Annotated in this window: 26 protein-coding genes and 2 tRNA genes; 16 read left to right on the top strand and 12 right to left on the bottom strand. The window is 61.6% G+C overall.

Translation table 11 applies throughout. From position 1 onward, the window contains the following. Positions 1-59: 59 nt before the first annotated feature. From KJP30_RS20010 to KJP30_RS19990, 5 genes are all read right to left on the bottom strand, one after another. Positions 60-1,199: an acyl-CoA dehydrogenase family protein gene (locus KJP30_RS20010; protein ID WP_224874604.1), complete on the bottom strand. Its 1,140-nt coding sequence runs from the start codon at positions 1,197-1,199 to the stop codon at positions 60-62. Positions 1,200-1,209: 10 nt separating this feature from the next. Next, positions 1,210-1,422, bottom strand: coding sequence for a hypothetical protein (locus tag KJP30_RS20005; RefSeq protein ID WP_218451141.1), 213 nt, complete (start codon positions 1,420-1,422; stop codon positions 1,210-1,212). 61 nt (positions 1,423-1,483) lie between these two features. Beyond that, positions 1,484-3,265, bottom strand: a complete 1,782-nt coding sequence (locus tag KJP30_RS20000; RefSeq protein WP_218451140.1) for an acyl-CoA dehydrogenase C-terminal domain-containing protein — start codon at positions 3,263-3,265, stop codon at positions 1,484-1,486. A gap of 34 nt (positions 3,266-3,299) precedes the next feature. Beyond that, complete coding sequence (locus KJP30_RS19995; RefSeq protein WP_218451139.1) at positions 3,300-3,701, bottom strand: MerR family transcriptional regulator; 402 nt, start codon at positions 3,699-3,701, stop codon at positions 3,300-3,302. A 234-nt stretch (positions 3,702-3,935) separates the two neighbouring features. Beyond that, the gene (locus tag KJP30_RS19990) at positions 3,936-4,313 is read right to left on the bottom strand and encodes a MerR family transcriptional regulator (RefSeq protein ID WP_218451138.1); all 378 of its coding nucleotides are present in this window, start codon (positions 4,311-4,313) and stop codon (positions 3,936-3,938) included. 138 nt (positions 4,314-4,451) lie between these two features. Between KJP30_RS19990 and KJP30_RS19985 the strand changes: the two genes are divergently transcribed. From KJP30_RS19985 to KJP30_RS19930, 12 genes are all read left to right on the top strand, one after another. Then, a complete protein-coding gene (locus tag KJP30_RS19985) occupies positions 4,452-4,874 on the top strand; it encodes a PaaI family thioesterase (protein ID WP_218451137.1) in 423 nt (140 codons plus the stop codon). After that, positions 4,874-5,383 carry a PaaI family thioesterase gene (locus KJP30_RS19980; RefSeq protein ID WP_218451136.1) on the top strand — a complete coding sequence of 170 codons (510 nt, stop codon included), beginning with the start codon at positions 4,874-4,876 and terminating at the stop codon, positions 5,381-5,383. Before KJP30_RS19985 ends, KJP30_RS19980 begins: the two co-directional genes overlap by 1 nt. Positions 5,384-5,509: 126 nt before the next feature. Further along, positions 5,510-6,832 (top strand): MATE family efflux transporter, encoded by a 1,323-nt coding sequence (locus tag KJP30_RS19975; protein WP_218451135.1) that lies wholly within the window; start codon positions 5,510-5,512, stop codon positions 6,830-6,832. 59 nt (positions 6,833-6,891) lie between these two features. Further along, complete coding sequence (locus KJP30_RS19970) at positions 6,892-7,473, top strand: TetR/AcrR family transcriptional regulator (protein ID WP_218451134.1); 582 nt, start codon at positions 6,892-6,894, stop codon at positions 7,471-7,473. Positions 7,474-7,495: 22 nt separating this feature from the next. Next, the gene (locus KJP30_RS19965; protein WP_218451133.1) at positions 7,496-8,473 is read left to right on the top strand and encodes a zinc-binding dehydrogenase; all 978 of its coding nucleotides are present in this window, start codon (positions 7,496-7,498) and stop codon (positions 8,471-8,473) included. 124 nt (positions 8,474-8,597) lie between these two features. After that, entirely contained in the window at positions 8,598-9,842 is a 1,245-nt protein-coding gene (gene trpB, locus KJP30_RS19960; protein WP_218451132.1) for a tryptophan synthase subunit beta, read from the top strand. A 344-nt stretch (positions 9,843-10,186) separates the two neighbouring features. Further along, entirely contained in the window at positions 10,187-10,381 is a 195-nt protein-coding gene (locus KJP30_RS19955) for a hypothetical protein (RefSeq protein ID WP_218451131.1), read from the top strand. 7 nt (positions 10,382-10,388) lie between these two features. Further along, a complete protein-coding gene (locus tag KJP30_RS19950) occupies positions 10,389-10,931 on the top strand; it encodes a hypothetical protein (RefSeq protein ID WP_218451130.1) in 543 nt (180 codons plus the stop codon). Between the two features lie 164 nt (positions 10,932-11,095). Continuing rightward, on the top strand, positions 11,096-11,608 hold the full coding sequence (locus KJP30_RS19945; protein ID WP_224874606.1) for a helix-turn-helix transcriptional regulator: 513 nt from the start codon (positions 11,096-11,098) through the stop codon (positions 11,606-11,608). A gap of 273 nt (positions 11,609-11,881) precedes the next feature. Continuing rightward, positions 11,882-11,958: transfer RNA gene (locus tag KJP30_RS19940), tRNA-OTHER, on the top strand. Continuing rightward, positions 11,956-12,027: transfer RNA gene (locus tag KJP30_RS19935), tRNA-Ser, on the top strand. Before KJP30_RS19940 ends, KJP30_RS19935 begins: the two co-directional genes overlap by 3 nt. 384 nt (positions 12,028-12,411) lie before the next feature. Beyond that, positions 12,412-13,560: a slipin family protein gene (locus KJP30_RS19930; RefSeq protein ID WP_218451128.1), complete on the top strand. Its 1,149-nt coding sequence runs from the start codon at positions 12,412-12,414 to the stop codon at positions 13,558-13,560. Between the two features lie 247 nt (positions 13,561-13,807). Here KJP30_RS19930 and KJP30_RS19925 read toward each other — a convergent pair whose 3' ends face one another. From KJP30_RS19925 to pth, 3 genes are read right to left on the bottom strand one after another with little or no spacing between them, the layout of a single operon-like run. Further along, the gene (locus KJP30_RS19925) at positions 13,808-14,182 is read right to left on the bottom strand and encodes a DUF2237 family protein (RefSeq protein WP_218451127.1); all 375 of its coding nucleotides are present in this window, start codon (positions 14,180-14,182) and stop codon (positions 13,808-13,810) included. Between the two features lie 12 nt (positions 14,183-14,194). After that, complete coding sequence (locus KJP30_RS19920) at positions 14,195-15,346, bottom strand: serine hydrolase domain-containing protein (RefSeq protein ID WP_218451126.1); 1,152 nt, start codon at positions 15,344-15,346, stop codon at positions 14,195-14,197. Then, positions 15,343-16,038 carry an aminoacyl-tRNA hydrolase gene (gene pth / locus KJP30_RS19915; RefSeq protein WP_218451125.1) on the bottom strand — a complete coding sequence of 232 codons (696 nt, stop codon included), beginning with the start codon at positions 16,036-16,038 and terminating at the stop codon, positions 15,343-15,345. Before pth ends, KJP30_RS19920 begins: the two co-directional genes overlap by 4 nt. Positions 16,039-16,106: 68 nt before the next feature. Between pth and hmuQ the strand changes: the two genes are divergently transcribed. Then, positions 16,107-16,421 carry a heme-degrading protein HmuQ gene (gene hmuQ, locus KJP30_RS19910; RefSeq protein WP_218451124.1) on the top strand — a complete coding sequence of 105 codons (315 nt, stop codon included), beginning with the start codon at positions 16,107-16,109 and terminating at the stop codon, positions 16,419-16,421. Between the two features lie 67 nt (positions 16,422-16,488). On the opposite strand, the gene KJP30_RS19905 is transcribed toward hmuQ, so the two are convergent. Together KJP30_RS19905 and KJP30_RS19900 are read right to left on the bottom strand one after the other, a co-directional pair. Then, on the bottom strand, positions 16,489-17,121 hold the full coding sequence (locus KJP30_RS19905; protein ID WP_218451123.1) for a 50S ribosomal protein L25/general stress protein Ctc: 633 nt from the start codon (positions 17,119-17,121) through the stop codon (positions 16,489-16,491). A gap of 147 nt (positions 17,122-17,268) precedes the next feature. After that, the gene (locus tag KJP30_RS19900) at positions 17,269-18,432 is read right to left on the bottom strand and encodes an alpha-hydroxy acid oxidase (protein WP_218451122.1); all 1,164 of its coding nucleotides are present in this window, start codon (positions 18,430-18,432) and stop codon (positions 17,269-17,271) included. Positions 18,433-18,562: 130 nt separating this feature from the next. Here KJP30_RS19900 and KJP30_RS19895 point away from each other — a divergent pair, with 130 nt between their 5' ends. Together KJP30_RS19895 and KJP30_RS19890 are read left to right on the top strand one after the other, a co-directional pair. After that, complete coding sequence (locus KJP30_RS19895; RefSeq protein ID WP_218451121.1) at positions 18,563-19,099, top strand: heme NO-binding domain-containing protein; 537 nt, start codon at positions 18,563-18,565, stop codon at positions 19,097-19,099. A gap of 3 nt (positions 19,100-19,102) precedes the next feature. Continuing rightward, positions 19,103-20,452, top strand: a complete 1,350-nt coding sequence (locus tag KJP30_RS19890; protein ID WP_218451120.1) for an ATP-binding protein — start codon at positions 19,103-19,105, stop codon at positions 20,450-20,452. On the opposite strand, the gene trpA is transcribed toward KJP30_RS19890, so the two are convergent. Beyond that, positions 20,440-21,231, bottom strand: a complete 792-nt coding sequence (gene trpA, locus KJP30_RS19885; RefSeq protein WP_218451119.1) for a tryptophan synthase subunit alpha — start codon at positions 21,229-21,231, stop codon at positions 20,440-20,442. The two genes, KJP30_RS19890 and trpA, sit on opposite strands and share 13 nt — an antisense overlap. Before the next feature lie 168 nt (positions 21,232-21,399). Between trpA and ppk2 the strand changes: the two genes are divergently transcribed. Further along, the gene (ppk2, locus tag KJP30_RS19880; RefSeq protein WP_218451118.1) at positions 21,400-22,395 is read left to right on the top strand and encodes a polyphosphate kinase 2; all 996 of its coding nucleotides are present in this window, start codon (positions 21,400-21,402) and stop codon (positions 22,393-22,395) included. A 6-nt stretch (positions 22,396-22,401) separates the two neighbouring features. On the opposite strand, the gene KJP30_RS19875 is transcribed toward ppk2, so the two are convergent. Next, positions 22,402-23,043, bottom strand: a complete 642-nt coding sequence (locus KJP30_RS19875) for a TIGR02453 family protein (protein ID WP_218451117.1) — start codon at positions 23,041-23,043, stop codon at positions 22,402-22,404. Positions 23,044-23,090: the final 47 nt, after the last annotated feature.

Below are 23,090 nucleotides of genomic sequence, written 5' to 3'. Positions count from 1 at the left end.
ACCTTCCTGTTTCTTCTTGGTGCAAATACTCAAATTCCCTCCTCACCTCAGACGTGCCGTCACAAGCTGCGCGCAATCAGTTCCTTCATGATCTCGTTTGTGCCGCCATAGATCCTTTGGACGCGGGCGTCGGTCCACATCTCGGCCACCGCATATTCCTGCATGAAGCCGTATCCGCCATGCAGTTGCAGGCAGTCGTCCAGCACGTCCCCTTGGGTGTCTGTCAGCCAGTATTTCGCCATAGCGGCCTTTTCCACGCTCAGGTCACCAGCAATGTGTTCGGCGATGCAGGCGTCTAGGAAGGCACGTGCCACTGTCGTTCTGGTCTGGCATTCGGCCAGTTTGAACCGGGTGTTCTGGAATTGGGTGAGCGGACCGCCAAAAGCTTCGCGGGTCTTGCAATACTCGACGGTGCGCGCCACCGCGCCTTCCATTGCGCCTACGGCCCCGCAGGCGATGATCAGCCGTTCCTGCGGCAACTGGTTCATCAGCTGGTAAAAGCCCTGACCTTCCTGTTGCCCGAGGATGTTTTCTGGCGGGATTATGACATTGTCGAAGAAAAGCTCGGACGTGTCCGCGGCGTGGCAGCCGATCTTTTCCAGGTTGCGTCCACGGGCAAAGCCCTCGGCGCCGTCGGTTTCGACGACCACCAGCGACACGCCCTTCGAGCCTTCGGAGGGGTCGGTCTTGGCGGCCACGACGATCAGATTGGCATGCTGTCCATTGGTGATGAAGGTTTTTTGACCGCTCAGCCGATAGGCGTTGCCGTCCCGCAGGGCGCGCGTTTTGATCGCCTGAACGTCTGATCCGGTCGAGGGTTCGGTCATTGCCAGCGCACCGACCAGTTCTCCGGTGACCATCTTTGGCAACCAGCGGGCTTTCTGGTCTTCGGTGCCATAAGCAAGGATGTAATGCGCCACGATCCCGGAATGGATCCCCTGGCCCCAGCTGGCAAGGTTGGCCCGCGATGCTTCGATCAGGATGACGGCCTCGTGGCCGAAATCGCCGCCCGCGCCGCCATAGGCTTCGGGAATGGAGGGGCAGAGCAGCCCCAGCGCGCCGGCCTGTTGCCAGGTTTCGCGGTCCATCATGCCTTGCTTGCGCCAGCGGTCGAACTGAGGCGCCCATTCCGTCTCGATGAAACGGGCCGTCATCTCGGCCAGCATTTCATGTTCGTCGGTCATCCAGTCGCGCGGCATGTTTCCTCCCTTATCGTTTGCGTTCGTCCAGCTCGGCGTTGAAAATCCGCAGCTTGTGGGCAAGCGCCTCGCCGTCGGTCACGCTTTCGAAGTGCTCGAAGAGGAATGACAGCGCCTCGCCCTCGTCCAGCCCGGCGTCATGCGCGAACTTGCGGAGTTTACGATAACCGTCTTCGGTCATGGCGACAGGAAAACGCCGCGTCAGACGAAAGCGTTTGGGCATGGGTTCCTCCGGGTCACGTGGGTCTGGCGGGGAGAGTCCCCCCCGCCGGTCCACCTTTGCCTTAGAACGCCTCTGCCTCAAGCGCCATGACGGGGTCCGCGCCGGACTCGATGCGCCGCAGATGCGTCGTGGTCATCGGCAGTTGCCGCGCCATGTAGTACCGGCCGGTCGCCAGTTTCGCGGCGTAGAAGTCATGGTCGCCTTCGCCGGCGGCCAGTTTGGCCTTGGCGGCCCAACCCATCTTGCACCACATCAGGCCAAGGCAAACATGGCCGAAGAGATGCATGAAGTCATAAGACCCGGCCAGCGCCGCGTTGGGGTTTTTCATGCCATTTTGCATGAAGAACATGCCAGCCGCCTGAAGATCCTTCGACGCGGCCTTGAGCGGTTCGAGGAAATGCTTGTCGAAGTCCTCGTCCTGCCCCTTGTGCTCCGAGGCGAAGGTCTTGACCATTTCGAAGAAGGCCATGACGTGTTTGCCGCCGTCCTGTGCAAGCTTGCGGCCCACCAGATCCAGCGCCTGAACGCCGTTCGCGCCTTCGTAGATCATGGCGATGCGCGCGTCGCGGGCGAACTGCGACATGCCCCATTCCTCGATATAGCCGTGGCCGCCATAGACCTGCTGCGCGGCGGTGGCCATGTCAAAGCCCTTGTCGGTGAGGAACCCCTTGATCACCGGTGTCAGCAGGGAAATCAGGCCGTCAGCGGCCTTGTCCTCGGTCTTGTGGGCGCGGTCGATCATCGAGGCCCCCCAGTAGACAAAGGCCCGTGCGCCTTCGACGAAACTTTTCTGGTCCATCAGGTTGCGACGGATGTCGGGATGCACGATCAGCGGATCGGCGGGGCCGTCCGGGTTCTTGACCCCGGTGACATCGCGCCCCTGAAGACGGTCCTTGGCATAGGCCAACGCGTTCTGATAGGCGACTTCGGCCTGGGCGTAACCTTGCAGGCCCACACCCAGCCGCGCCTCGTTCATCATGGTGAACATGGCGCGCATGCCTTTGTGTTCTTCGCCCAGAAGGTAACCTGTGGCTTCGTCATAATTCATGACGCAGGTCGAGTTGCCGTGGATGCCCATCTTTTCCTCGATCTTGCCGACCGAGACACCGTTGCGTTCGCCGGGGGTGCCGTCGGCGTCGACAAGGAACTTGGGCACGATGAACAGGGACACGCCCTTGATGCCATCTGGGCCGCCCGGGATCTTGGCCAGCACAAGGTGGATCACGTTGTCCGACATGTCGTGATCACCGGCCGAGATAAAGATCTTTTGGCCGGTGATCTTGTAGCTGCCGTCCTCCTGCGGAACCGCCTTGGTGCGCATCAGGCCCAGGTCCGTGCCGCAATGCGGCTCGGTCAGGTTCATGGTGCCGGTCCATTCACAGGTGACCATTTTGGGCAGGTAGGTGGCTTTCTGTTCGTCCGATCCGTGAGTGTGGATGGCCGAATAGGCACCGTGGGTCAGGCCCTGGTACATGTTGAAAGCCATGTTCGCGGCCGAGAATTGCTCGCCCACGGCGGTGGCCAGAACATAGGGTAGGCCCTGACCACCGTATTCGGGATCACAGTCCAGCGCCGTCCAGCCGCCTTCGCGCACTTGATCGAAGGCCTCTTTGAACCCGTCCGGGGTGCGGACAACACCGTTTTCAAGCGTACAGCCCTGCTGATCGCCCACCACGTTCAGCGGACCGGTGACATTCTCTGCGACCTTGGCCGCCTCGTCCAGGATGGCCTCGAGCGTTTCGCGGTCGAGGTCCTCATATCCCGGGACATCCTGCGTGCTGACTTGCAACACGTCATTCAGAACGAACATCTGGTCCTTGGTGGGCGCCGTGTAGCTGGGCATGTCTCTCTCCCTGAAATCCTGCCCGCGGCCGCGTTCACTCGGCCGCGCGTTTCTGATCCATCGAGGCCAGCATACGCTCGCCCCATTTCATCTGCTCCTGCAATTCATCAATTGCAGTATTCATTTCGTCCCGCTGCCGGATCAGGTCCGCCAGCCGTTCCTGCGCCACGTCATAGGCCGCAGCCAGCTGTGTCCGTTGCCGGTCGCCGACGTGGTAGAGGTCCAGCAATTGCCGGATTTCCTCGAGGCTGAAACCAAAGCGCTTGCCGCGCAGGATCAGTTTCAGCCGGGCGCGGTCGCGCCGCGTGAACAGGCGCTTTTGGCCTTCACGGATCGGGAACAGCAGCTCCTTCTGCTCGTAGAACCGCAATGTCCGAGGAGTGACCTCGTAAGCATCGCACATTTCCCGGATCGTCATCAGTTGGTCGTCTGTCATGTCTCGCATCCCCATCACTCCGTCCGTCACAAATCCTTCATGAGGGCCGAGGTGCGGGTTTCGCCTCTTTCTTACAATGGGAAAATCGGTTGACGTAACTCATACGCTGCGTCACTTCGTGCTTGACGTAAGATCATGCAAGGTCAAGCGTAGCGCGACGCAATTTTATACCAAGTGGTCAAAAATCAGAGGTAAGGGATTCCTGACCCGGGGGCAAGTGTCTGTCGGAATTGCCTAGGCCTTCTGGCCCAGCGACTCGGCTGTTTGATCGCGCAGCGCCTGCAATTCGGACATCGCTTCCTCCAGCTGGACGCGCTCGACGGCAAGTTGTGCAAGCTGACGGTCGGCCATTTCGATCCATGCTTCCATCTGGGCCTCTGTGCCCTGTTCTTCGTAGATGGTCAGCCACTGGCGGATTTCTTCAAGCTGAAACCCAAACCGGCGACCGCGCAGGATCAGCGTCATTCGTGCCACTTCTCGTGGGCCATACAGCCTTGCCCGCCCGTCGCGTTCAGGGGCCAGCAGCTCGATGTATTCGTAATAGCGCAACGTCCGTGGCGTCACATCGAATTTCGCGCACATTTCCTTGAAGGTCAGTTGCGTCTCGGCCATCGCACGTCTCCCCGTCGCTCGCTGCGGAAACCTATGCGCAGCCCGCCTGCGAGACAACCCGCAGCCATGCCCCCCGCGCAATCCGTCGCTTGCAGGCAAAGGATTGCGCGCCCATAAAGATTGCGCAAGGAGGCGCCCATGAGTGCAGACAAGGCCGAAATCGCCCGGCAGTTCATCGATTCCATTCCGCATTGCCGTGCGTTGGGGATGCAGATCACCGAACTGGGGGAGGGGCTTGCCGTGATCCGCATGCCCTATGACGAACGTTTCATCGGAGACCCGGAAACCGGCGTGATTCACGGCGGAGCCGTTTCGGCGCTGATGGACACTTGCGGCGGCGCCGCCGTCATGAGCCACCCGCGTTCGCCCTCGGGGACAGCCACGATCGACCTGCGGATCGACTACATGCGCCCGGCCACGCCCGGCCAGACGATCACGGCGCGCGCGATCTGCCATCACATCACGCGGTCGGTGGCCTTTGTCCGTGCCACAGCGACCGACGACGACACCGACCGCCCCGTGGCCACGGCCACAGGCACCTTTACCGTGGAGAGCAAGTGATGCCCCGTCCCGCTCCGGAACCGGTTCAGGTCATCAAGCAGCGCCGCGATGCCGCGCTTTCGGCGCTGGTGCATGGCGTGCCCTATATCCAGTACCTCGGGGTCGAATTCGACCGCCGTGGTGACGAGTTGACCGCTGTTCTGCCGTTTGACGAAAAGCTGATCGGCAACCCGTTCCTGCCCGCGATCCACGGCGGCGTGACTGCCGCCTTTCTGGAAATCACCGCCATGGTGACGCTCAACTGGAGCTACCTTTGGAAGGACATCGAATCCGGCGCGCTGGATCCTGACACGATGACCCGGGGAGAGTTGCCCCGCCTGCCCAAGACAATCGACTTTACCGTCGACTATCTTTTGTCGGGCCTGCCGCGCGATGCTTATGCACGGGCACGGGTAACCCGGTCGGGCCGCCGCTATGCCAGCGTGCAGGCCGAGGCATGGCAGGACAATCACAACCGACCCATCGCACAGGCGACCGCGCATTTCCTGATGCCGCGCAAAGACGGCTGATCCGCGCGGGGGCCTCCTCCGCCGCTCCCTGACCCCTTGCAGAGCTTTCGGGTGATCCCTACACCCGAGGGGCCGCCCGTGGCGGCGGGGCAGGGTGCCCCTTGATTTTCCAAAGTTCTTCAGGCCATGACCAGTTCCCAATCCATTACCCATGCCCGTGTGCTCGGGATCGCCGTGCCCATCGTCATTTCCAATATGACGGTGCCCCTACAGGGGATCGCCGACACTGCCGTGATCGGCCAGATCCCGGATGCGACACCGATTGCCGCCGTGGCGGTGGGGGCGGCGCTGATCACGTCGCTGCTTTGGATTTTCGGGTTTATCCGGATGGGCACCGCCGGGATGACGGCACAGGCACAGGGCGCGGGCAACCGGGCCGAGGTTGCCGCCTTGCTGACCCGTGCCTTGTTGATCGGCGGAGCGGGCGGCCTGCTGATGATCCCGCTGCTGGGGCCGATTGCCGTGCTCGGCTTTTCCGTTTCTCCCGCAACGGAAGAGGTCAAATCGCTGGCCTCGGGCTATATGGACATTCGGATCCTGTCCGCGCCGGCGGCGGTGGCGGTCTATGGCATCAATGGCTGGTTGGGCGCGCTTGAACGCACGCGGTCGATGCTGATCCTGCAGCTATGGATTGTCAGCCTGAACATCGCCCTCAATGCGCTTTTCGTCATCGGGTTGGACTGGGGCGTCGAAGGCGTGGCGACAGCCACGGTGATCTCGGACTGGACGGGGCTGGTCCTTGGCCTTTGGCTGTGCCGCAAGGCGTTCCGCAATCCGGCTTGGCGGGATTGGCCCCGGGTCTTTGACCGGGCACGCCTGCGTCACATGGCCGTGGTCAATACGGACATCCTGCTGCGGTCGCTGATGCTGCAGACGATCACGCTGTCCTTCATCTTTTACTACAGCGCCGGTTTCGGTGTTGTGACGCTGGCCGCGAGCCAGGTGCTGCTGCATTTCATCGAAGTCATGGCCTATGCGCTGGATGGCTTTGCCTTTGCCGCCGAGTCGTTGGTGGGGCAGGCCTTTGGGGCCAAGGCCGTGGGTCAGTTGCGGCGGGCGGTCCGCCTGACCAGCCTTTGGGGGTTCCTGTCCAACCTTCTGTTTGCGCTGGGCTTTGCCCTGTTCGGCGGTGCGATCATCGATGCGATGACCAAAGACCCCGAGGTGCAGCAGGTCGCGCGCCTGTATCTGCCATGGATCGTGGCGACGCCCCTGTTGGGGCTGCCCAGCTGGATGCTGGACGGAATCTTTATCGGGGCGACCCGGACGCGGGACATGCGCAACATGATGGCGGTGTCTGCGGGGGTCTATTTCGTGGCGGTCACGGCGCTGATCCCCGTTTGGGGTGGGCACGGTCTGTGGGCGGCGCTGATGATTGCCTATGTCACCCGCGCCGTTCTTCTGGCGCTGCGGTATCCGGCGTTGGAACGGGCAGCGCTGGTGCCTTGAGGCGATAAATATCTGCAAATGCACTAGACGACCGGTCTAATCGTTCTTACCTGCGCCTCATGACAGAGACGCAGACAACCAGGGACATGATCCTCGAACGCGGGCAGGCGCTGATGCTGACATCGGGTTTTGCCGGGCTTGGTCTGTCGGTATTGCTCAAGGCGGCGGGTGTCCCAAAGGGATCCTTTTATCATTGGTTCGACTCCAAAGAGGATTTTGGGCGCGCCGCGATCGAGGCCTATTCCGAGGGCTATCTTGACCGTCTGAACGTGCTGTTGACCGGGCCCGGAACCGGCGCTGACAAACTGGACCGCTTCTTTTCTGCATGGCTGACGAATGCTGCGCAGGCGGGGCTGGCGGAACGCTGTCTTGTGGTCAAGCTGGGCGCCGAGGTGTCCGACCTGTCCGAACCGATGCGTGTCGCGATGGATCGCGGCGTGGCGCAGTTCGTTGCCCGTTTGGCCGGCCTGCTGACGCAGGGGGCCGAGGACGGCAGTCTGCGCTCTCTTGATGACCCCCTGGCCGAGGCGCGGCGGCTTTATGCCACGCTGTTGGGGGCCGCGATCCTGACCCGAATTTCGCGCGACGACAGTGCCCTGCGCGATGCAACCCAAGAGGCCCGCGCGCGTTTGCGGGTCTGAAGACTTCCAAAAGGACAAACCGATGAAAGCCGTGATCCACGAAACCTTTGGCGATCCCGTCGAAGTGCTGAAAACCGCCGAGATTGACAAACCCACACCCGCTGCCGGTCAGGTTCTGATCCGCACGATCCTTGCGCCGATCCATAACCACGACCTCTGGACCGTGCATGGGTCCTATGGCGTCAAGCCTGCTCTGCCCACCGCCGGCGGGACCGAGGCTGTCGGCGTCATCGAGGCGCTGGGCGAGGGCGTACCGCAAGACCTGAAAGGCAAGCGCGTCACCTCTGCCGGGGCGATGGGCACATGGGCCGAATATTTCGTGGCTCCTGCTGCCGGTGTCATTCCGCTGCCCGACGCCATCGCGGATGAGGCTGCGGCGCAACTGGTCGCGATGCCCTTTTCGGCCATCGCTTTGCTGGAGTTCCTGAACGTCCGCGAAGGGGACTGGATTGTGCAGACGGCGGCAAATGGTGCCGTGGGCAAGATCCTTGCCAAGCTGGCCGAGGCACGGGGCGTCAAGATCCTCAGCCTCGTGCGCCGCGAGGCCGCCATTGCCGAACTGACAGATCTGGGCATCGACAATGTCCTGTCCACCGAACAGGACGGATGGATGCAGGCTGCGCAAGACATTCTTGGGCCCAACGGTGCCCGCGCCGCCGTAGATTCGGTTGGCGGAGAACTGGGCGGTGACCTCGTGACGCTTTTGGGAACCGAGGGATTGCTTGTGACCTTCGGCACAGCAACCGGCGCGCCGTTGCAACTGGACACCGGGCCGATCATCTTCAAGCACATCACGCTCAAGGGGTTCTGGGGCAAGAAAGTGATCGAGGAAATGCCCGCCGATGACTGCACCCGGCTGATGACCGAACTGGTAACACTGGCCGCGCAAGGCAAGCTGCCGCTGACCGTCGATCAGACCTTCTCGCTGGACGAGGGGGCCGGGGCCGCCCGCGCCGCCCGGACGCCGGGGCGGAAAGGCAAGGTCATGTTTCGCGCCTGACCCGCCGCTGACCAGATGAAAACGCCCCCGGAACCAGCTTCGGGGGCGTTTTTTCATGCCTTTTGCCTCTGGTCAGCCGCGCCCCATATGCCCTATTCAGACGGCCAGACAGAGGAGAAGTGTTATGGACGATCTCGTGAACAGCTTCATGACCGGGCCCGACGAAAAGGGCCGTTTTGGCATCCATGGCGGACGTTTCGTGTCCGAAACGCTGATGCCGCTGATCCTCGACCTTGAGGCCGAGTACGAAAAGGCCAAGACCGACCAGAGTTTCTGGGACGAGATGGAGTTCCTCTGGAAACACTATGTCGGCCGCCCCAGCCCGCTGTATTTCGCCGAGCGCCTGACCGAACGTCTGGGCGGTGCCAAGGTCTATATGAAGCGGGATGAGCTAAACCATACCGGCGCGCACAAGATCAACAACGTGCTGGGCCAGATCATCCTTGCCCGCCGCATGGGCAAGACCCGGATCATCGCCGAGACCGGCGCAGGTCAGCACGGCGTTGCAACGGCGACGGTCTGCGCCAAGTTCGGCCTGAAATGCGTGGTCTACATGGGCGCGCATGACGTGGAACGTCAGCAACCCAATGTCTTCCGCATGAAGCTGTTGGGGGCCGAGGTTGTGCCCGTCACCTCTGGTCGCGGCACGCTGAAGGACGCGATGAACGATGCGCTGCGCGACTGGGTGACCAATGTGCGCGACACCTTCTATTGCATTGGCACGGTGGCCGGTCCTCATCCCTATCCGGCCATGGTCCGTGACTTCCAGTCGATCATCGGCAAGGAAGCCAAGGAACAGATGCACGAGGCAGAGGGCCGCAACCCGGACACGATCATCGCCGCCATCGGCGGGGGATCGAACGCCATGGGCCTGTTCTATCCCTTCCTCGACGACAAGGAAGTGAACATCATCGGGGTCGAGGCCGGCGGCAAAGGCGTCGACGAAAAGATGCAGCACTGCGCGTCGCTGACCGGTGGGCGCCCGGGCGTCCTGCATGGCAACCGCACTTACCTGCTTCAGGACGATGACGGCCAGATCCTCGAAGGTTTCTCGATCTCGGCGGGTCTCGACTATCCTGGGATCGGACCGGAACACAGCTGGCTGCATGACGTGGGTCGGGCGCAATATGTCTCGATCACCGACAAAGAGGCGCTGGCCGCCTTCCAACTGTCGTGTGAAACCGAAGGCATCATTCCCGCGCTGGAGCCCTGCCACGCGCTGGCCCATGTTGCCAAGATCGCGCCGGAGCTGCCCAAGGATCACATCATCTGCATGAACATGTGTGGCCGAGGCGATAAGGACATCTTCACCGTGGCCAAGCACCTTGGCGTGGACATGTCCGGCACCGAGGGCCGCAGCGCGGGCTAATCCGGCCGGCGTTTGCGAAAATCTTTGAATTCAAACGTTTGACGCCCATAAACCTTGGTTTATGGGCGTCTTTCGTCGGTTTAGAGAGGCGCGATTAAACCCAAATCCAATTCCTCTGCGGTTGTGCGCCCGGCATTTTCGGGTCAGTTGCCGACGTGTCGGTCACCTGCCGCAGCCGTCTGTCCCGCACGGCTCCTACAGCCCAAACAGACCCGGTTCTCCCCCGTTCCGGCTCTGGTCCCACTCACGGAAGGGCACACACCGTGTCTCGGTTGCGGCAGGTGATCGGCATATCCTGTTCACTCTCGCGCGGGGGGATGACCCGCGTTGGAAGGAATGCCATGATGAAGACCAAGATCACCCGGACACAGACCGTCATGGCAATGACCCCGACAACGACCCTGATGATGACGATGACAACGCTGGTCACCCCGACGACCAAGCTGAAGGTCATGACCAAGCACAAACGCCTGCGTCAACAGAACGATGCCGCCTCAAAGCGCAAGACCAGCACGGGCGCCTGGCACGTGGCTGTGTGAGTGCGCCATGCGGTTCGCGGTTCTCTGTTTCCTCCTGTTGGCTGCCCTGTCTGTCGCCTCTCCGGTTCTGGCGCAGTCGCATCGTGACGCCGTGATTCAGCGACTGGCGAGCGAGGGTTTCACCAATTTTCGCGTGCGGCGCACCTGGCTAGGGTTCGACCAGATCGTCGCCGAAGGCCCTGCGGGCCGGCGTGAAGTGGTCATCAACCCGTCGACCGGGGCGGTCAAGCGCGACTACCTGTATTCCTCGACCAAGCCCGGAGGCGGGAGCGCGCCGATTGCGGCGGTCAAGGACACCACCCCGCCGCCGGTTTCTGGTTCGCCTGCCGACGGCGATGCCCTGCCTGCTGCCGAGCCTGACGGCGCCTCTCCGCCCGCCGGGGACCCTGCTGGACCACCGGACCGCGACGGTCCGCCGGGACAGTCTGACAAGGACGATCCGCTGGGACAGTCCGACAAGGACGAGCCGCCCGGCCGCTCGGACAAGGACGACCCTCCGGGCAAGTCCGATGACAAACCCGGCGCGGACCGGTCCGGTCGGGATTTCTGACAAGAGCGCTTTACCGCCGTTCGGCGGTTTCCCGCCACTTGTGGCCCTTGCCTGTTCCCGTGCTGCGAGTGCATTCTGGCGGTGAAACGCTCGAACATCCCAACCCCGAACATCGGCATGCTCCCGGCAACGGTCATGCCTCCCCGCCCATGGAGCCCGCAGGCGTGAAAACCCGTTTCGGCATCGGCGCGCTGTTTTCATTTCAGCTGTGCTGTGCCGGTTTCTTCCTCAGCGACATTCTGTCGACCCGGTTGGGAATGCGCAGCGTGCCGATCCCTTGGGCCTTGTATGAACTCATCCAGATCGGCGCGGCCATCGGGTTGATCGTCGGGCTTGCGGTGACAGCCACGCTGTTGGGGCGCAGCCTACGGGCGCGGGCGCGGGCCGAAGACAGCCTGCGGCTGGCGCGGGGGGCTTTCATGGATGTTCTGGATGAACGGTTCGCTGAATGGAGTCTGACCCCAGCCGAACGCGACGTGGCGCTGATGGCGATCAAGGGGCTGTCGACTGCGGAAATCGCTGCCGTCCGCAAGACCTCTGAGGGCACGGTCAAGGCCCAGACCAACGCGATTTACCGCAAGGCACAGGTCACCGGACGACCTCAGTTGCTAAGCCTGTTCATCGACGATCTTATCGCCGGAGAGGCGCAGGGCGATCTTTTGCCCGAAAACACGTGACATTTCCCGCAAACCCAAGGCGCTTTGGCCGGTGCGTTCACAGCGGCGACCGGTTCGCGGCTTTCTAAATGTTGCGCAAGGTTGAAATTTTGTTGCGCAGCCGCAACGGTGAGCTCTACCCCTGTTTTCGATACTGGAGCGAATCCACGACCCGCGGTTATCCAACAGACCCGGTCATTGCGGATTGGACCCTAGCGGGTGGAGGTGATCACTCCCCCGGTGCAGGCGGCTTTGCCGAGACTGTATGCCAGGGCCTTTTCGCAGGGCGGCACCGACATTGTAGCTCAGTCTGGACAGAGCAGCGAAATGCCATTCGTCAGGCGGAGGTTCGAATCCTCCCAATGTCTCCAAATGTAGCTCATAGGTAGAGCGCTCGACTGCTAATCGAGGTGTAGCAGGTTCGATTCCTGCCATTTGACCAAACGCCTTTCATGGAAGGCGCCGGCTTCGGGTGCCGGTCCACGTGAGTGGTCCAAATTCAAAGGATCCGGGGCGTCGCTTGCAGGCACGTCCCACGCCAATCCCCGGCGGCAGCGCTGGGGGCGCGGCAAGGTCTTGCCTGCTCCGGCATCGGGCCGGAGCAACGGATGAAGGTTCCGCCGGGCTACGGTCTGCCTTGGGTACTGCCCTGGCGCGCCGTGGCTCTGCGCCCCTCTCGCCGGTCTCCCGCTCGCAGTCGCGGCAGAGGGGCGTTCCGGATCCGCCTTATCAACACCTGCGGGGCATTTCGCCTCCAACCCTCCAGCATCAAAGGAAAATCGCTTTGCGACGACGATAGGCACAAGACGAAAAGGAGATTTTAGATGACCAATGTGCTTACCAGATTATTCCACGCCCTCGCCGGGCGAGAACGTGTCACGCTTTCCGAGAACGAGCGTTTGCTTGTCCTTGTGAACGGCCGCTTTGACGCATTGCTTGGCCCCGGTGAACATCTCGTCCAGCGGGATGGCAGCAGGCGCGAGGTCCACAACATCGACGGTCTCCGTTTCATCTCGGGCTTTGACCGGGCGCTTTTCCGCAGCCGTCCGGACCTTGTTGCCGATCATTTGACTGAGGTTCGTACTGGCAGCGGCGAGATTGCCGTGATCATGCGTGATGGGCGCCCGATCGAAGTGCTCATGCCCGAGGACCGGGTGGTCTTTTGGACCGATGCCGGGCCCTTCTCGGTCGAGCGGTTCGATCTTGCCACTGATGCTCGCGTCGAACCGCAATTTGCGCGACGGCTTGAGCGTGCGGGCCTTGGCCGTGTCCTTACCACGTTGCATGTGGGAGAGGGGCAGGTGGGGATGCTCTTTCTCGATGGGGTGCTCAGCGGGCGGATGGCGCCCGGGGTGCATAGCTTCTGGGCGGCGGGTCCGCGTGCCACGGTCAGGATCGTGGACATGCGCCAACGCGCGCATGAGGTCGTCGGGCAGGAAATTCTCACAAAGGATCGGGTGACGATCCGGGTCAACTTGACCGCGATCTTTCGCGTGAAAGACCCGGAGCGGGCCGTTACGGCGGTTACGGATTTCGAAGAGGCGCTTCACCGGGCGGTGCAGCTTCTTTTTCGGCGGCGGCTTGGCGTCTTGACGCTTGATCAGCTTCTTGCCGGGAAGGGGGCCATCGACGTCGAGGCCGGGGAAACCTTGCGGGCCGATTTGGCGAACATCGGGATCGACGTGCAAGAGATCGCCCTCAAGGACGTGATCTTGCCGGGCGAAATCCGCGAGATCCTCAACCGTGTGGTCGAGGCCGAGAAAGAAGCCGAGGCCAACGTGATCTTGCGCCGCGAAGAGACCAACGCCATGCGGTCGCTTCTCAACACGGCCAAGGTCATGGAGGACAACCCCGTGATGCTTCGCTTGAAGGAGCTTGACGCCTTGGAAACGATTGCGGCCAAGGTCGACCACCTCACCGTCCACAACGGGACGCAGGGGCTCTTGCAGGATATTGCGCGTTTGCGGGACTGACCTGCCAAAAGAAAGGCCGCTCCGGGCAACCGGAGCGGCAGTCTCTCGGGAGTTATCCCCAATTGGAGAGCTTTTGGGGAAAGATCACCTTCGAACAATCAACCAGGAGTTTTCAGGGTCGTTGCCCTGTGAGTTCATCGTGATCCAGCAAGGGTTAATTGCAGGTTAACGCAGAGGCACAATCTTGGGTTGCGGTGGGCAAAAGCGTTCACCTGCGTAAAAAAATGCCTGTTTCCGGGGTAAGGGCTTAATCCGCTTTGTGCTGTTCGAGAATGGTCAGTGGCACTATGTCCAGCGCGGCTTGGTGCGTGGATTCCAGTTTGACCTGCGGCGCGCAGCCCTCATCATGCGCCTGAAGGAAACGCGCGGCACACAGGCACCAGCGATCCCCGGCATTCAACCCCGCAAAGCGGAACTCTGGCCGCGGGGTGGAAAGGTCGTTTCCAACGTATTTCGAATAGGCCAGAAACTCGGCAGTCATGACCGCGCAGACCGTATGGCTGCCTTGGTCTTCGGCGCAGGTATTGCAATGCCCGTCGCGGAAGAAACCCGTTACCGGGTCCTGAGAGCAGGACTCAAGCGGGCCGCCCAACACGTTGATCGAAGGATCTTTCTTCAGCATGGCGTGTCTCCCTTAACGGCCGGACAGGCGGCGGAACATTTGCAAGGCGTCATCGAATGCCCCGGCCTCTCGAAATGCGCGATCCGCCGCGGTAATGGCCACGACGGTTCCGCTCTGACGATCAACATAGACGTATTGGCCATAGATGCCACGCGCCATGAATTCACCTTCGCGGGCATCTGAGGGCATCCACCACTGGTATCCATATTGCAATTTGCCCGGGGCTGTCCGGGCCGAGGGCGTCGTGCTTTCGATCACCCAATCCTCGGGAACGATCTGCTTGCCCTGAAGGCGGCCGTAGTCGCGAAACATGTCGCCCAGTCGTGCATAGTCCCGGAGCATGAGGTTCAACCCGCCAAGCGCGAAGGCAATGCCGTAACCGTCTGTCAGATAATAGGGTTTGCCATAGACCCCCATCGGCATCAGCAGATCTTCGGCCAGCAGGTCGGGCAAGCGTTTGCCGGTGGCACCCCGTGCAACCATCGACAGGACATGCGTGTCGATCGAGACATAGCGCCATTGTTGACCGGGCGCCTGATCGGTCTGCGTCAGGCCAGCCGCGAAACCGTCCATCGAACCGCCCAAGGCAAGGATGCGGCCCATCTTGTTGATGTCGCTCCAGAAATCCAGATAGTCTTCGTCAAAGACCACCCCGGTCGACATTTGCAGGACATTGCGGATCGTCGCCCGGTCATAGGCGCTGTCCTTCAGGTGGGGTGCGTATTTCACCACGGGGTCGTCAAGGCTGTCCACATGACCCTGCGCCAGCAAGATGCCGAAAAGCGCGGACAAATAGGACTTGGCCACAGACCACGAAATGCGCAGGTCCTCAGGTTGTGTGCCAAGGTGGTAGCTTTCGTGGACGATCTTGCCGTCGCGCAGCACGATGGCGCCAGTGACGGCCCGCCGGTCCAGCCAGGCTTGCCAATCGGCGGGTGGCTCAAGCGGGCGTCCTTGGGGCAGGGGCGTGGCGCGGCTGTGAACCGGGATCGGGACGCTTTCAAAAAGCTGGTCCATATGGCTGAAATTATGGACGATCTCGGTTTCGTCGAAGAGCGTCATGGTGGCGCGCAGGCGGGTCAGTTCATTGCGAAAAGCAAAGCCAGCCCCGGCCAGCGCGGCCAACAGGATCAGAACGAAAGCCGCTAGACGCCGTTTCGTCATCTGAATTTGTCCACCAGCCTTTGCAGGGGATTGCGGCTTTCCTCGCCGGAACTGTCCTCTTCGGGCGTGGCAGGTTGGGCCTGTGGGGCCTGTTTCGGCTTGTCCGGTGTCTTGGAGGATCGCGGCGGGGCGGTGCGCAGAGCGACGGCATTCATGAACTTGCCCGCATCGCCCGCGGCCAGATGTGGAGCACCGTCGGCAATGCCCCGTATCAGATCGTCCAGCCAGTCCTGATCGGCCTTGTGGAAGTCATGCAAGACATAGGCGGCCACCAGTTCCTTACGACCGGGGTGCCCGATGCCCAGTCGCACGCGGCGGTAGGCCTCGCCGATATGTGCGTGGATCGAACGCAGGCCATTGTGCCCGGCGTGGCCGCCACCGGTCTTGACCTTGCACTTGCCCGGCGCAAGGTCGAGTTCATCGTGGAACACGGTCACATCGCCCGGAGCCAGTTTGTAAAACCGCATGGCCTCCCCCACGGATTGGCCTGAGAGGTTCATAAAGGTCTCTGGCTTGAGCAACAGCACCTTTTCCGAACCCAGCCGCCCTTCGGACACCTGGCCCTGGAATTTGGCCTTCCACGGGCCAAATCCGTGATCCTCGGCGATCCGGTCCAGCGCCATGAAGCCGATGTTGTGCCGGTTGCCCGCGTATTTCGTGCCGGGATTGCCGAGACCTGCGAATATTTGCACTGTGCCCTCCGAGACCGCCTTGGCCCTATGTAGGACAGAGGCGGCACCGATCACAACGGGAGAGCGGAATGTACCTGACCATGAACCGGTTCAAGGTGGTGAAATCAGAGGCAGCGGCCTTTGAGGAGCTTTGGAAGAACCGGGACAGTCATCTGAAATCGGTTCCGGGCTTCGTCAGCTTTGCGCTGATGAAGGGGCCGGAGAAAGAGGATCATGTCCTATATGCCTCGCACACGCTGTGGCAGGACGAAGCCAGCTTTACCGGCTGGACCCGGTCAGAGGCGTTTCGTGCCGCCCATGGCGGGGCGAAATCATCGGAGCATATGTATCTTGCGCCGCCCGAGCTTGAGATATTCGAGGCGGTGCAGGTTCTAACGGCCTGAGGCGACAGGACAAACAAAAACCCCTGCGCCGGGCGCAGGGGTTTTCCGTGTCATCGTGTTAAGGCGATCAGGCTTCTGCGTCTTCCGCAGCAGCTTCTTCACCTTCTTCTTCGGCATCCTGCGACGCCAGACCCGAGGGGGCCGAGATGTTGCAGATCACAAAGTCGCGGTCGATCGTCGGCTTGCTGCCTTCCGGCAGGGTCACGTCCGAGATGTGCACGATGTCGCCGATCTTGAGGCTGGACAGATCCACGGTGACCTTCTCGGGGATGTCACCCGCGGTCACGATCAGTTCGATTTCGGGGCGGACCACGGTCAGCACGCCGCCGCGCTTGATGCCCGGTGCGGTTTCTTCGCCCACGAATTCCACGGGGATGAAGAGGTTGACCTTCGAGGTGCGGCGCAGGCGCATGAAATCGACATGCGTCGGCAGGTCTTTGACCACGTCACGCTGTACGTCGCGGCAGATCACGCGAACGTCCTCGTGCCCGTCGACCTTCAGGTTGAAAAGGGTCGACTTGAAACGACCGTCTTTCAGCTTTTTGAAGAGGACGTTGAAGGGCAGTTGGATCGGAAGCGGCTCTTTGTCACCACCGAAAACGATGCCCGGAACCATGCCATCACGGCGTGCCTGACGAGCGGCGCCCTTGCCCGTCCCCGTCCGTTCCTGGGCGTTGAGATCAGGAATCTCACCAGCCATATTGTATCTCCATAAGTTAGGGCGGGGTGCCTCCAAGGCTGTCACCCCGCGTGAAGCCGTGCGGTTAAACCGGATCTTGCCTTTTGGCAAGGAGATTCGGGGCGCGGGCAAGGAGGACGGGGCTGGCCGTCACCCGCGCCGGCCGTTTCAGGCCCATTCGCCAGAGAAACCCTTGGGCACCATCAGGATGTCCCGGTCAACGGCTTCGATGTCGGTTCGCCCGCAAAGCGCCATGCTGACATCCAGCTCTTTGTGCATGACTTCCAGCGCTTTGGTTACGCCGGCCTCACCCATAGCGCCCAACCCATAGACATAGGCGCGCCCGATCCAGCACCCCTTGGCTCCCAGCGCGCGTGCCTTCAATACGTCCTGACCCGAGCGTATGCCGCTGTCCATGTGGACCTCGATCTTGTCTCCGACAGCCTCGACGATGGGTTCCAGCGCCCGGATCGAGGACAGGGCCCCGTCCAGTTGGCGACCGCCGTGGTTGCTGACCACGATGGCGTCTGCGCCGACATTGCAAGCCTCCAGCGCGTCGCGCGGGTCGATGATGCCCTTGATGATCAGCGGGCCGTCCCACATCTTGCGGAATTCGCGGATGCGATCCCAGTCCAGCGATTGGTCAAAGCTCTCGGCGGTCCATGTGGTCAGCGACGAGGCATCCGTCACACCCTTGGCATGGCCGACGATATTGCCGAAAAAGCGCCGCTTGGTCTGAAGCATGTTCAGGCCCCAGCCCACCTTGGTCATCATGTTGGCGACGGATTTCGGCGTCAGCTTGGGCGGGGCGGACAGACCGTTCTTCAGATCCTTGTGGCGCTGACCCAGCAATTGAAGGTCAACCGTGATGACGGCGGCCGAACATTTCGCCTCTTTCGCCCGGTCAAACAGATTCTGCATGAACTCGTTGTCCTTGAGCGTGTAAACCTGCATCCAGAACGGTTTCGAGGTATTCGACGCCACGTCCTCGATCGAGCAGATCGACATGGTGGACAGGCAGTAGGGCACGCCGAATTTCTCGGCTGCCTTGGCGGCGTGGATCTCGCCATCGGCGTGCTGCATCCCGGTCAGGCCGACGGGGGCCAGGGCCACCGGCATCGAGGCATCCTGACCGATCAGCTGCGTCCGTGTCGAGCGGCCCGCCATATCCACCGCTACGCGCTGGCGCAGGTAGATGTCATCGAAATCCGAAGAGTTCTCGCGAAAGGTCTGCTCTGTCCAGCTGCCGGATTCGCAATAGTCGTAGAACATTTTCGGGACACGCCGGCGATAGATGCGCTTGAGGTCCTCGATTTCGGTGATGACGGGCATGGGCAGGGCGCTTTCGTTGAAATTGGTAAGGATCAATTACCAATAATGGGTCGTTCACGCAATGCGACTCTTAAGACCGTCTTCACTGCTCTGCGGTATCGCAGAAGCTGGGATCTTGGAGGACGGCACGATGAAGGGCATCGTTTTCACGGAATTGCTGGAAATGGCCGAGCAGGCCATTGGCGAGGAAGCGGTGGATGACATTCTGGACCAACTCGAACTCGAGTCCGATGCCGCCTATACAGCGGTGGGCAACTATCCGTGTTCCGAACTGATGCGGATCGTCGGTGCCGTTAGCGATCTCACCGGCATTCCGGGGGATGAGTTGCAGCGCAAGTTTGGCGGTTGGATGCATGCGCGCTTTGTCCAGAGCTATCCGCAGTTCTTCGAGGATAAATCGACCGTGCTGGACATGCTGGCCGCCATCGAAAGCGAGGTGCATGTCGAAGTGCGCAAACTGTATCCCGACGCCGAATTGCCGCGGTTCGAAACTGAATGGCTGGGTGAGGATCACCTGCGCATGACCTATCATTCGGAACGTCCATTGGTGGCGTTTTGTCATGGACTGGTCGAAGCCTGCGTCGCGCATTTCGGGCAACCGGCAGAAATCGGGCTGGACCGGTTGTCCAAGGGGGAGGCCGTCTTTGACGTGCGGTTGGTGGGGTGAGACATGAATGCCCCGGCGACCAGCGCCGCCGCGGACCGGGTCTCGCGCCGTCGCTACGAACGTGAGAGAGCCGCGCGAAAAGAGGCCGAGCATCTGCTTGAGGAGAAGAGCCGCGCGCTGTTCGACGCAAACGCCGCCCTGAAGGCGCAGGCCGCCGTTCTTGAAGAAGCGGTGCGAGAGCGGACTCGCGAACTGGAAACCGCCAAGACCGCCGCCGAAAGTGCCAGTGCCGCCAAGAGCGGCTTTCTTGCCATGATCAGCCATGAGATCCGGACACCGTTAAACGGCGTGTTGGGCATGGCGACGACCCTTGTCGAAAGCGATCTGGCGCCCGAACAGCAGGAAATGGCCGAGATCATCCAGTCCTGCGGCATTTCCCTGTTGGACTTGCTGAATGATCTGCTGGATCTGTCCAAGATCGAAGCCCACAAGATGGAGATGGAAGAGCGCGACTTTGATCTGGACGGCTTATGCCACGAAGTCTTGCAGGTTTACGAACCCCGGGCCGAAAGCAAGGGGCTGAAACTGGACGTGACGCAGGATGCGGCGGCGCGCGGCTGGTTGCGCAGCGATCCCACTCGCCTGCGCCAGGTCATCACCAATCTTGTGTCGAACGCGCTGAAATTCACCGCAAAGGGCGGCGTTTATGTCGCCATTCGGCGCATCGGGGAGGTGCTGGAAATCCAGGTGCGGGACACAGGACCGGGTGTGCCCCCGGACAAGCGTGACCGCCTGTTCGAGGCTTTCACCCAGACCGATGCCTCGATCACGCGCAAGTTTGGCGGCACGGGGCTGGGTCTGACCATCTCGCGGCGGATCTGTCGGCTGTTGGGCGGCGATCTGGTCTATGAGCCCGCACCCGAAGGCGGTTCAGTCTTCGTAGCCCGGCTGCGGGTAGAGGACGCCCGCTCTCGCAACGGGCCCGACCGCGACTCGCAAGATCAGGCCGACGCGGTCCTCATGGCGCGGCCATGGCGTATCCTCGTGGCGGAGGACAGCGAAACGAACCAGCGTGTTCTGCGCCTGTTGTTGCGTCGCTATCCGTTCCGGATCGATGTGGTGGGCGACGGTGCCGCCGCGGTCGAGGCGCATTGCTCGGCGCCATTCGACCTGATCCTGATGGATGTGAACATGCCGGAAATGAATGGCCTTGAAGCTGCGGCGATGATCCGCGAGGTCGAAGCCGCACGCGAATTGCCCCGCGTGCCCATCGTTGCGCTGACCGCCAATGCCATGACGCACCAGGTGTCCAGCTATCTCCGAAACGGGATCGACGCGCATGTGGCCAAGCCGATCAAACGCGAGGCGCTGGCGGCCGTAATGGCGCGTCTGCTGACGCCTCAGGCCGAGTGAGCACCTTCGGCCAGACCGGCCACAAAGGACAGAACCTCATCCACGGATTTGCCCGCTGCGATTTCGCCCACGATGGCGGAGCCGACAACACAGCCGTCCGCCACCGAGGCGATCGCCTTGCTGGTGTCCGGCGTCCGGATGCCGAACCCGACGATCACGGGCAGGTCGGTCTTGGCCTTGATGCGGGCCACTTCCGGCCCGACATCCGCCGATTGCGCCGCCGCCGCACCAGTGATCCCGGTGATCGACACGTAGTACACAAAGCCAGAGGTGTTTTGCAGCACCTTCGGAAGACGCTTGTCATCGGTGGTTGGTGTTGCAAGACGAATGAAATTTAGGCCCGCCTTCTGCGCCGGAATGCACAGTTCCTCGTCCTCTTCGGGCGGCAGATCGACGATGATCAACCCGTCGATCCCGGCTTCCTTGGCCTGCGCCAGAAACGTGTCGACACCGCGCGAATAGATCGGGTTGTAATACCCCATCAGCACGATCGGTGTCTCGTTGTTGCCTTGGCGGAAATCGCGCACCATTTGCAGGGTGCGGTCAAGCGTCATGCCATGCTCCAGCGCCCGTTGACCGGCCAACTGGATCGTCGGGCCATCCGCCATCGGATCGGTGAAGGGCAGACCCAGTTCGATCACGTCAACGCCAGCGCCCGGAAGGCCCTTCATCACGGCCAACGAGGTTTCGACGTTCGGATCGCCCGCCATGATATACGAGACAAAGGCTTTCCGTCCCTCGGCTTGCAACCGGGCGAAGGTGGAATCGATGCGTGTCATGGCTCACTCCCTGCAAGGCTTTTGCCTCTTGCCGGATGTGCGGAGGAAAATCAATGGCACCCGGAACAGGGAAAAAGATGAAGCCTTCGTGACGGTTTTTTGACGTACCGCAAGGCGGTGTCTCGCGATCCGTGGGATCATAGGCCATTCAAGGACGAAGGAGACACCATGCCCCCAGTGCTGACCGCCCCCGCCGAAGAACAAACCGTTGCCAATTCGGTGGACGCCACCCTGACTGCCGTGGCCGATGCGCCCGACGCGCAGCCCGCAAGCGAAGCGCCTGCGGCACCTGTCCGTGCCGAACGGCACCATCCGACCCCGGATGAGATCCGCCGCGCCTTTGAAACCGGCGAATATCCCTATGATACCAAGGTATCCCGTCGTGCCTACGAACGGGACAAGGCGCGCCTTCAGGCCGAATTGCTCAAGGTTCAGTTGTGGGCGCAGGAGACCGGCCAGAAGTTCGTCCTGTTGTTCGAGGGGCGCGATGCGGCGGGCAAGGGCGGCACCATCAAACGGTTCACCGAACATCTCAACCCGCGAACGGCCCGCGTGGTGGCGCTTAACAAACCGACCGAGGAAGAACGCGGCCAGTGGTATTTTCAGCGCTATATCCAGCATCTGCCGACCTCGGGTGAAATCGTGTTGTATGACCGGTCCTGGTACAATCGTGCCGGTGTCGAGCGGGTCATGGGCTTTTGCCAGCCCAGCGAATACCTTGAATTCATGCGCATGACGCCCGAACTGGAGCGGATGCTGGTGCGGTCCGGAATCCGCCTGTACAAATATTGGTTCTCCGTCACTCAATCCGAACAGAAGGCTCGTTTCGAAAGCCGCGAGACCGATCCTCTGAAACAGTGGAAGCTGTCCCCCATCGACAAGGCCAGCCTTGGCAAATGGGATGATTATACCGAGGCGAAAGAGGCGATGTTCTTTTACACCGACACGGCAGATGCGCCTTGGACGGTCATCAAGTCCGACGACAAAAAGCGCGCGCGTCTGAATTGCATGCGGCATTTCCTGTCGACGCTGGACTATCCCGACAAGGACCCCAAGATCGCGCGGCTTCCCGATCCGTTGATTGTCGGCGGGGCCGGGCATGTGATCCACCGTTCGGATCATATCCTTGGCAAGGCCCTGCACCCCGACACACGTCGAGGCTGAGCCGGGTCAGGCGATCTCGCCCAGCCAGTCCATCAGCGGTTCGAACCCGGTAAAGACCTGTTTCAGAGTTTCTTCGGGATCGACCGCCAGCGGTTGATCGAGACCGTCGCGCCAGGCGACAAACCCTTTGCAGCGCAATAGCGCCTCTTGCGGGTGATCGGCAGGGTAGGGGGCCGGCACCCGTTTCAGCGCGGGCGGGTCGACGCGCCAGCCCGCCGCTTCGATCATTCGGGACAGATTTTCGCCCCGGTTCGTGGCGATGGCCTCGCGCCAGCGGTCCATCTGTGCTGCTTCGAAATGCATCAGGCCCGCGCCAGCAGTGGCATACTCGGTCGAGATCCCCAACATCCAAGCCCGACCGTCCGGCAGGGACCACATCATGTGCAGATGCGTGTGGTAAGGTGTCTTGTCCTCTGAAAACCGCACGTCACGATGTGGGCGGAACAGCTTGGTCCGGGGCACCGGGCCACGTTTCGCGGCCAGCCATCCCGCCATCTGTGCCAACAGTTTTTCGGCCGGGCGTTTCAACTCGCTGTCATAGCGGGATTTGTTCTCTCGGAACCACGCGCGGTCATTGTTGTCCGCAAGCTCTGTCAGAAAGACGCGGGTGTCGGTCAAAAGGCGGTTTGGATCAACGGGGTCGGCCATCGGGAATGCTCCGGGCTCGCTAGCTGTTTCATGGTATCACAACTCGG

It is taken from the genome of Antarctobacter sediminis, from assembly GCF_019218285.1.
GTDB classification, from domain to species: Bacteria; Pseudomonadota; Alphaproteobacteria; order Rhodobacterales; family Rhodobacteraceae; genus Antarctobacter; species Antarctobacter sediminis.
Note: the sequence above shows the minus strand (reverse complement) of the source record. Positions and strands in the feature narration are given on the sequence as shown.

What these genes read in the sequence shown, in the direction of transcription:
- KJP30_RS19965 (WP_218451133.1), top strand. Translation starts at nt 7,496, where the DNA reads ATGAAAGCCGTGATCCACGAAACCTTTGGCGATCCCGTCGAAGTGCTG.
- KJP30_RS19995 (WP_218451139.1), bottom strand. Translation starts at nt 3,701, where the DNA reads ATGACAGACGACCAACTGATGACGATCCGGGAAATGTGCGATGCTTAC.
- KJP30_RS19890 (WP_218451120.1), top strand. Translation starts at nt 19,103, where the DNA reads ATGAATGCCCCGGCGACCAGCGCCGCCGCGGACCGGGTCTCGCGCCGT.
- KJP30_RS19955 (WP_218451131.1), top strand. Translation starts at nt 10,187, where the DNA reads ATGAAGACCAAGATCACCCGGACACAGACCGTCATGGCAATGACCCCG.
- hmuQ (WP_218451124.1), top strand. Translation starts at nt 16,107, where the DNA reads ATGTACCTGACCATGAACCGGTTCAAGGTGGTGAAATCAGAGGCAGCG.
- KJP30_RS19905 (WP_218451123.1), bottom strand. Translation starts at nt 17,121, where the DNA reads ATGGCTGGTGAGATTCCTGATCTCAACGCCCAGGAACGGACGGGGACG.
- KJP30_RS19925 (WP_218451127.1), bottom strand. Translation starts at nt 14,182, where the DNA reads ATGCTGAAGAAAGATCCTTCGATCAACGTGTTGGGCGGCCCGCTTGAG.
- KJP30_RS19950 (WP_218451130.1), top strand. Translation starts at nt 10,389, where the DNA reads ATGCGGTTCGCGGTTCTCTGTTTCCTCCTGTTGGCTGCCCTGTCTGTC.
- trpA (WP_218451119.1), bottom strand. Translation starts at nt 21,231, where the DNA reads ATGACACGCATCGATTCCACCTTCGCCCGGTTGCAAGCCGAGGGACGG.
- KJP30_RS19975 (WP_218451135.1), top strand. Translation starts at nt 5,510, where the DNA reads ATGACCAGTTCCCAATCCATTACCCATGCCCGTGTGCTCGGGATCGCC.
- KJP30_RS20000 (WP_218451140.1), bottom strand. Translation starts at nt 3,265, where the DNA reads ATGCCCAGCTACACGGCGCCCACCAAGGACCAGATGTTCGTTCTGAAT.
- KJP30_RS19990 (WP_218451138.1), bottom strand. Translation starts at nt 4,313, where the DNA reads ATGGCCGAGACGCAACTGACCTTCAAGGAAATGTGCGCGAAATTCGAT.
- KJP30_RS19920 (WP_218451126.1), bottom strand. Translation starts at nt 15,346, where the DNA reads ATGACGAAACGGCGTCTAGCGGCTTTCGTTCTGATCCTGTTGGCCGCG.
- ppk2 (WP_218451118.1), top strand. Translation starts at nt 21,400, where the DNA reads ATGCCCCCAGTGCTGACCGCCCCCGCCGAAGAACAAACCGTTGCCAAT.
- KJP30_RS19875 (WP_218451117.1), bottom strand. Translation starts at nt 23,043, where the DNA reads ATGGCCGACCCCGTTGATCCAAACCGCCTTTTGACCGACACCCGCGTC.
- KJP30_RS19985 (WP_218451137.1), top strand. Translation starts at nt 4,452, where the DNA reads ATGAGTGCAGACAAGGCCGAAATCGCCCGGCAGTTCATCGATTCCATT.
- KJP30_RS19970 (WP_218451134.1), top strand. Translation starts at nt 6,892, where the DNA reads ATGACAGAGACGCAGACAACCAGGGACATGATCCTCGAACGCGGGCAG.
- KJP30_RS19980 (WP_218451136.1), top strand. Translation starts at nt 4,874, where the DNA reads ATGCCCCGTCCCGCTCCGGAACCGGTTCAGGTCATCAAGCAGCGCCGC.
- KJP30_RS20010 (WP_224874604.1), bottom strand. Translation starts at nt 1,199, where the DNA reads ATGCCGCGCGACTGGATGACCGACGAACATGAAATGCTGGCCGAGATG.
- KJP30_RS19895 (WP_218451121.1), top strand. Translation starts at nt 18,563, where the DNA reads ATGAAGGGCATCGTTTTCACGGAATTGCTGGAAATGGCCGAGCAGGCC.
- trpB (WP_218451132.1), top strand. Translation starts at nt 8,598, where the DNA reads ATGGACGATCTCGTGAACAGCTTCATGACCGGGCCCGACGAAAAGGGC.
- KJP30_RS19900 (WP_218451122.1), bottom strand. Translation starts at nt 18,432, where the DNA reads ATGCCCGTCATCACCGAAATCGAGGACCTCAAGCGCATCTATCGCCGG.
- KJP30_RS19930 (WP_218451128.1), top strand. Translation starts at nt 12,412, where the DNA reads ATGACCAATGTGCTTACCAGATTATTCCACGCCCTCGCCGGGCGAGAA.
- KJP30_RS20005 (WP_218451141.1), bottom strand. Translation starts at nt 1,422, where the DNA reads ATGCCCAAACGCTTTCGTCTGACGCGGCGTTTTCCTGTCGCCATGACC.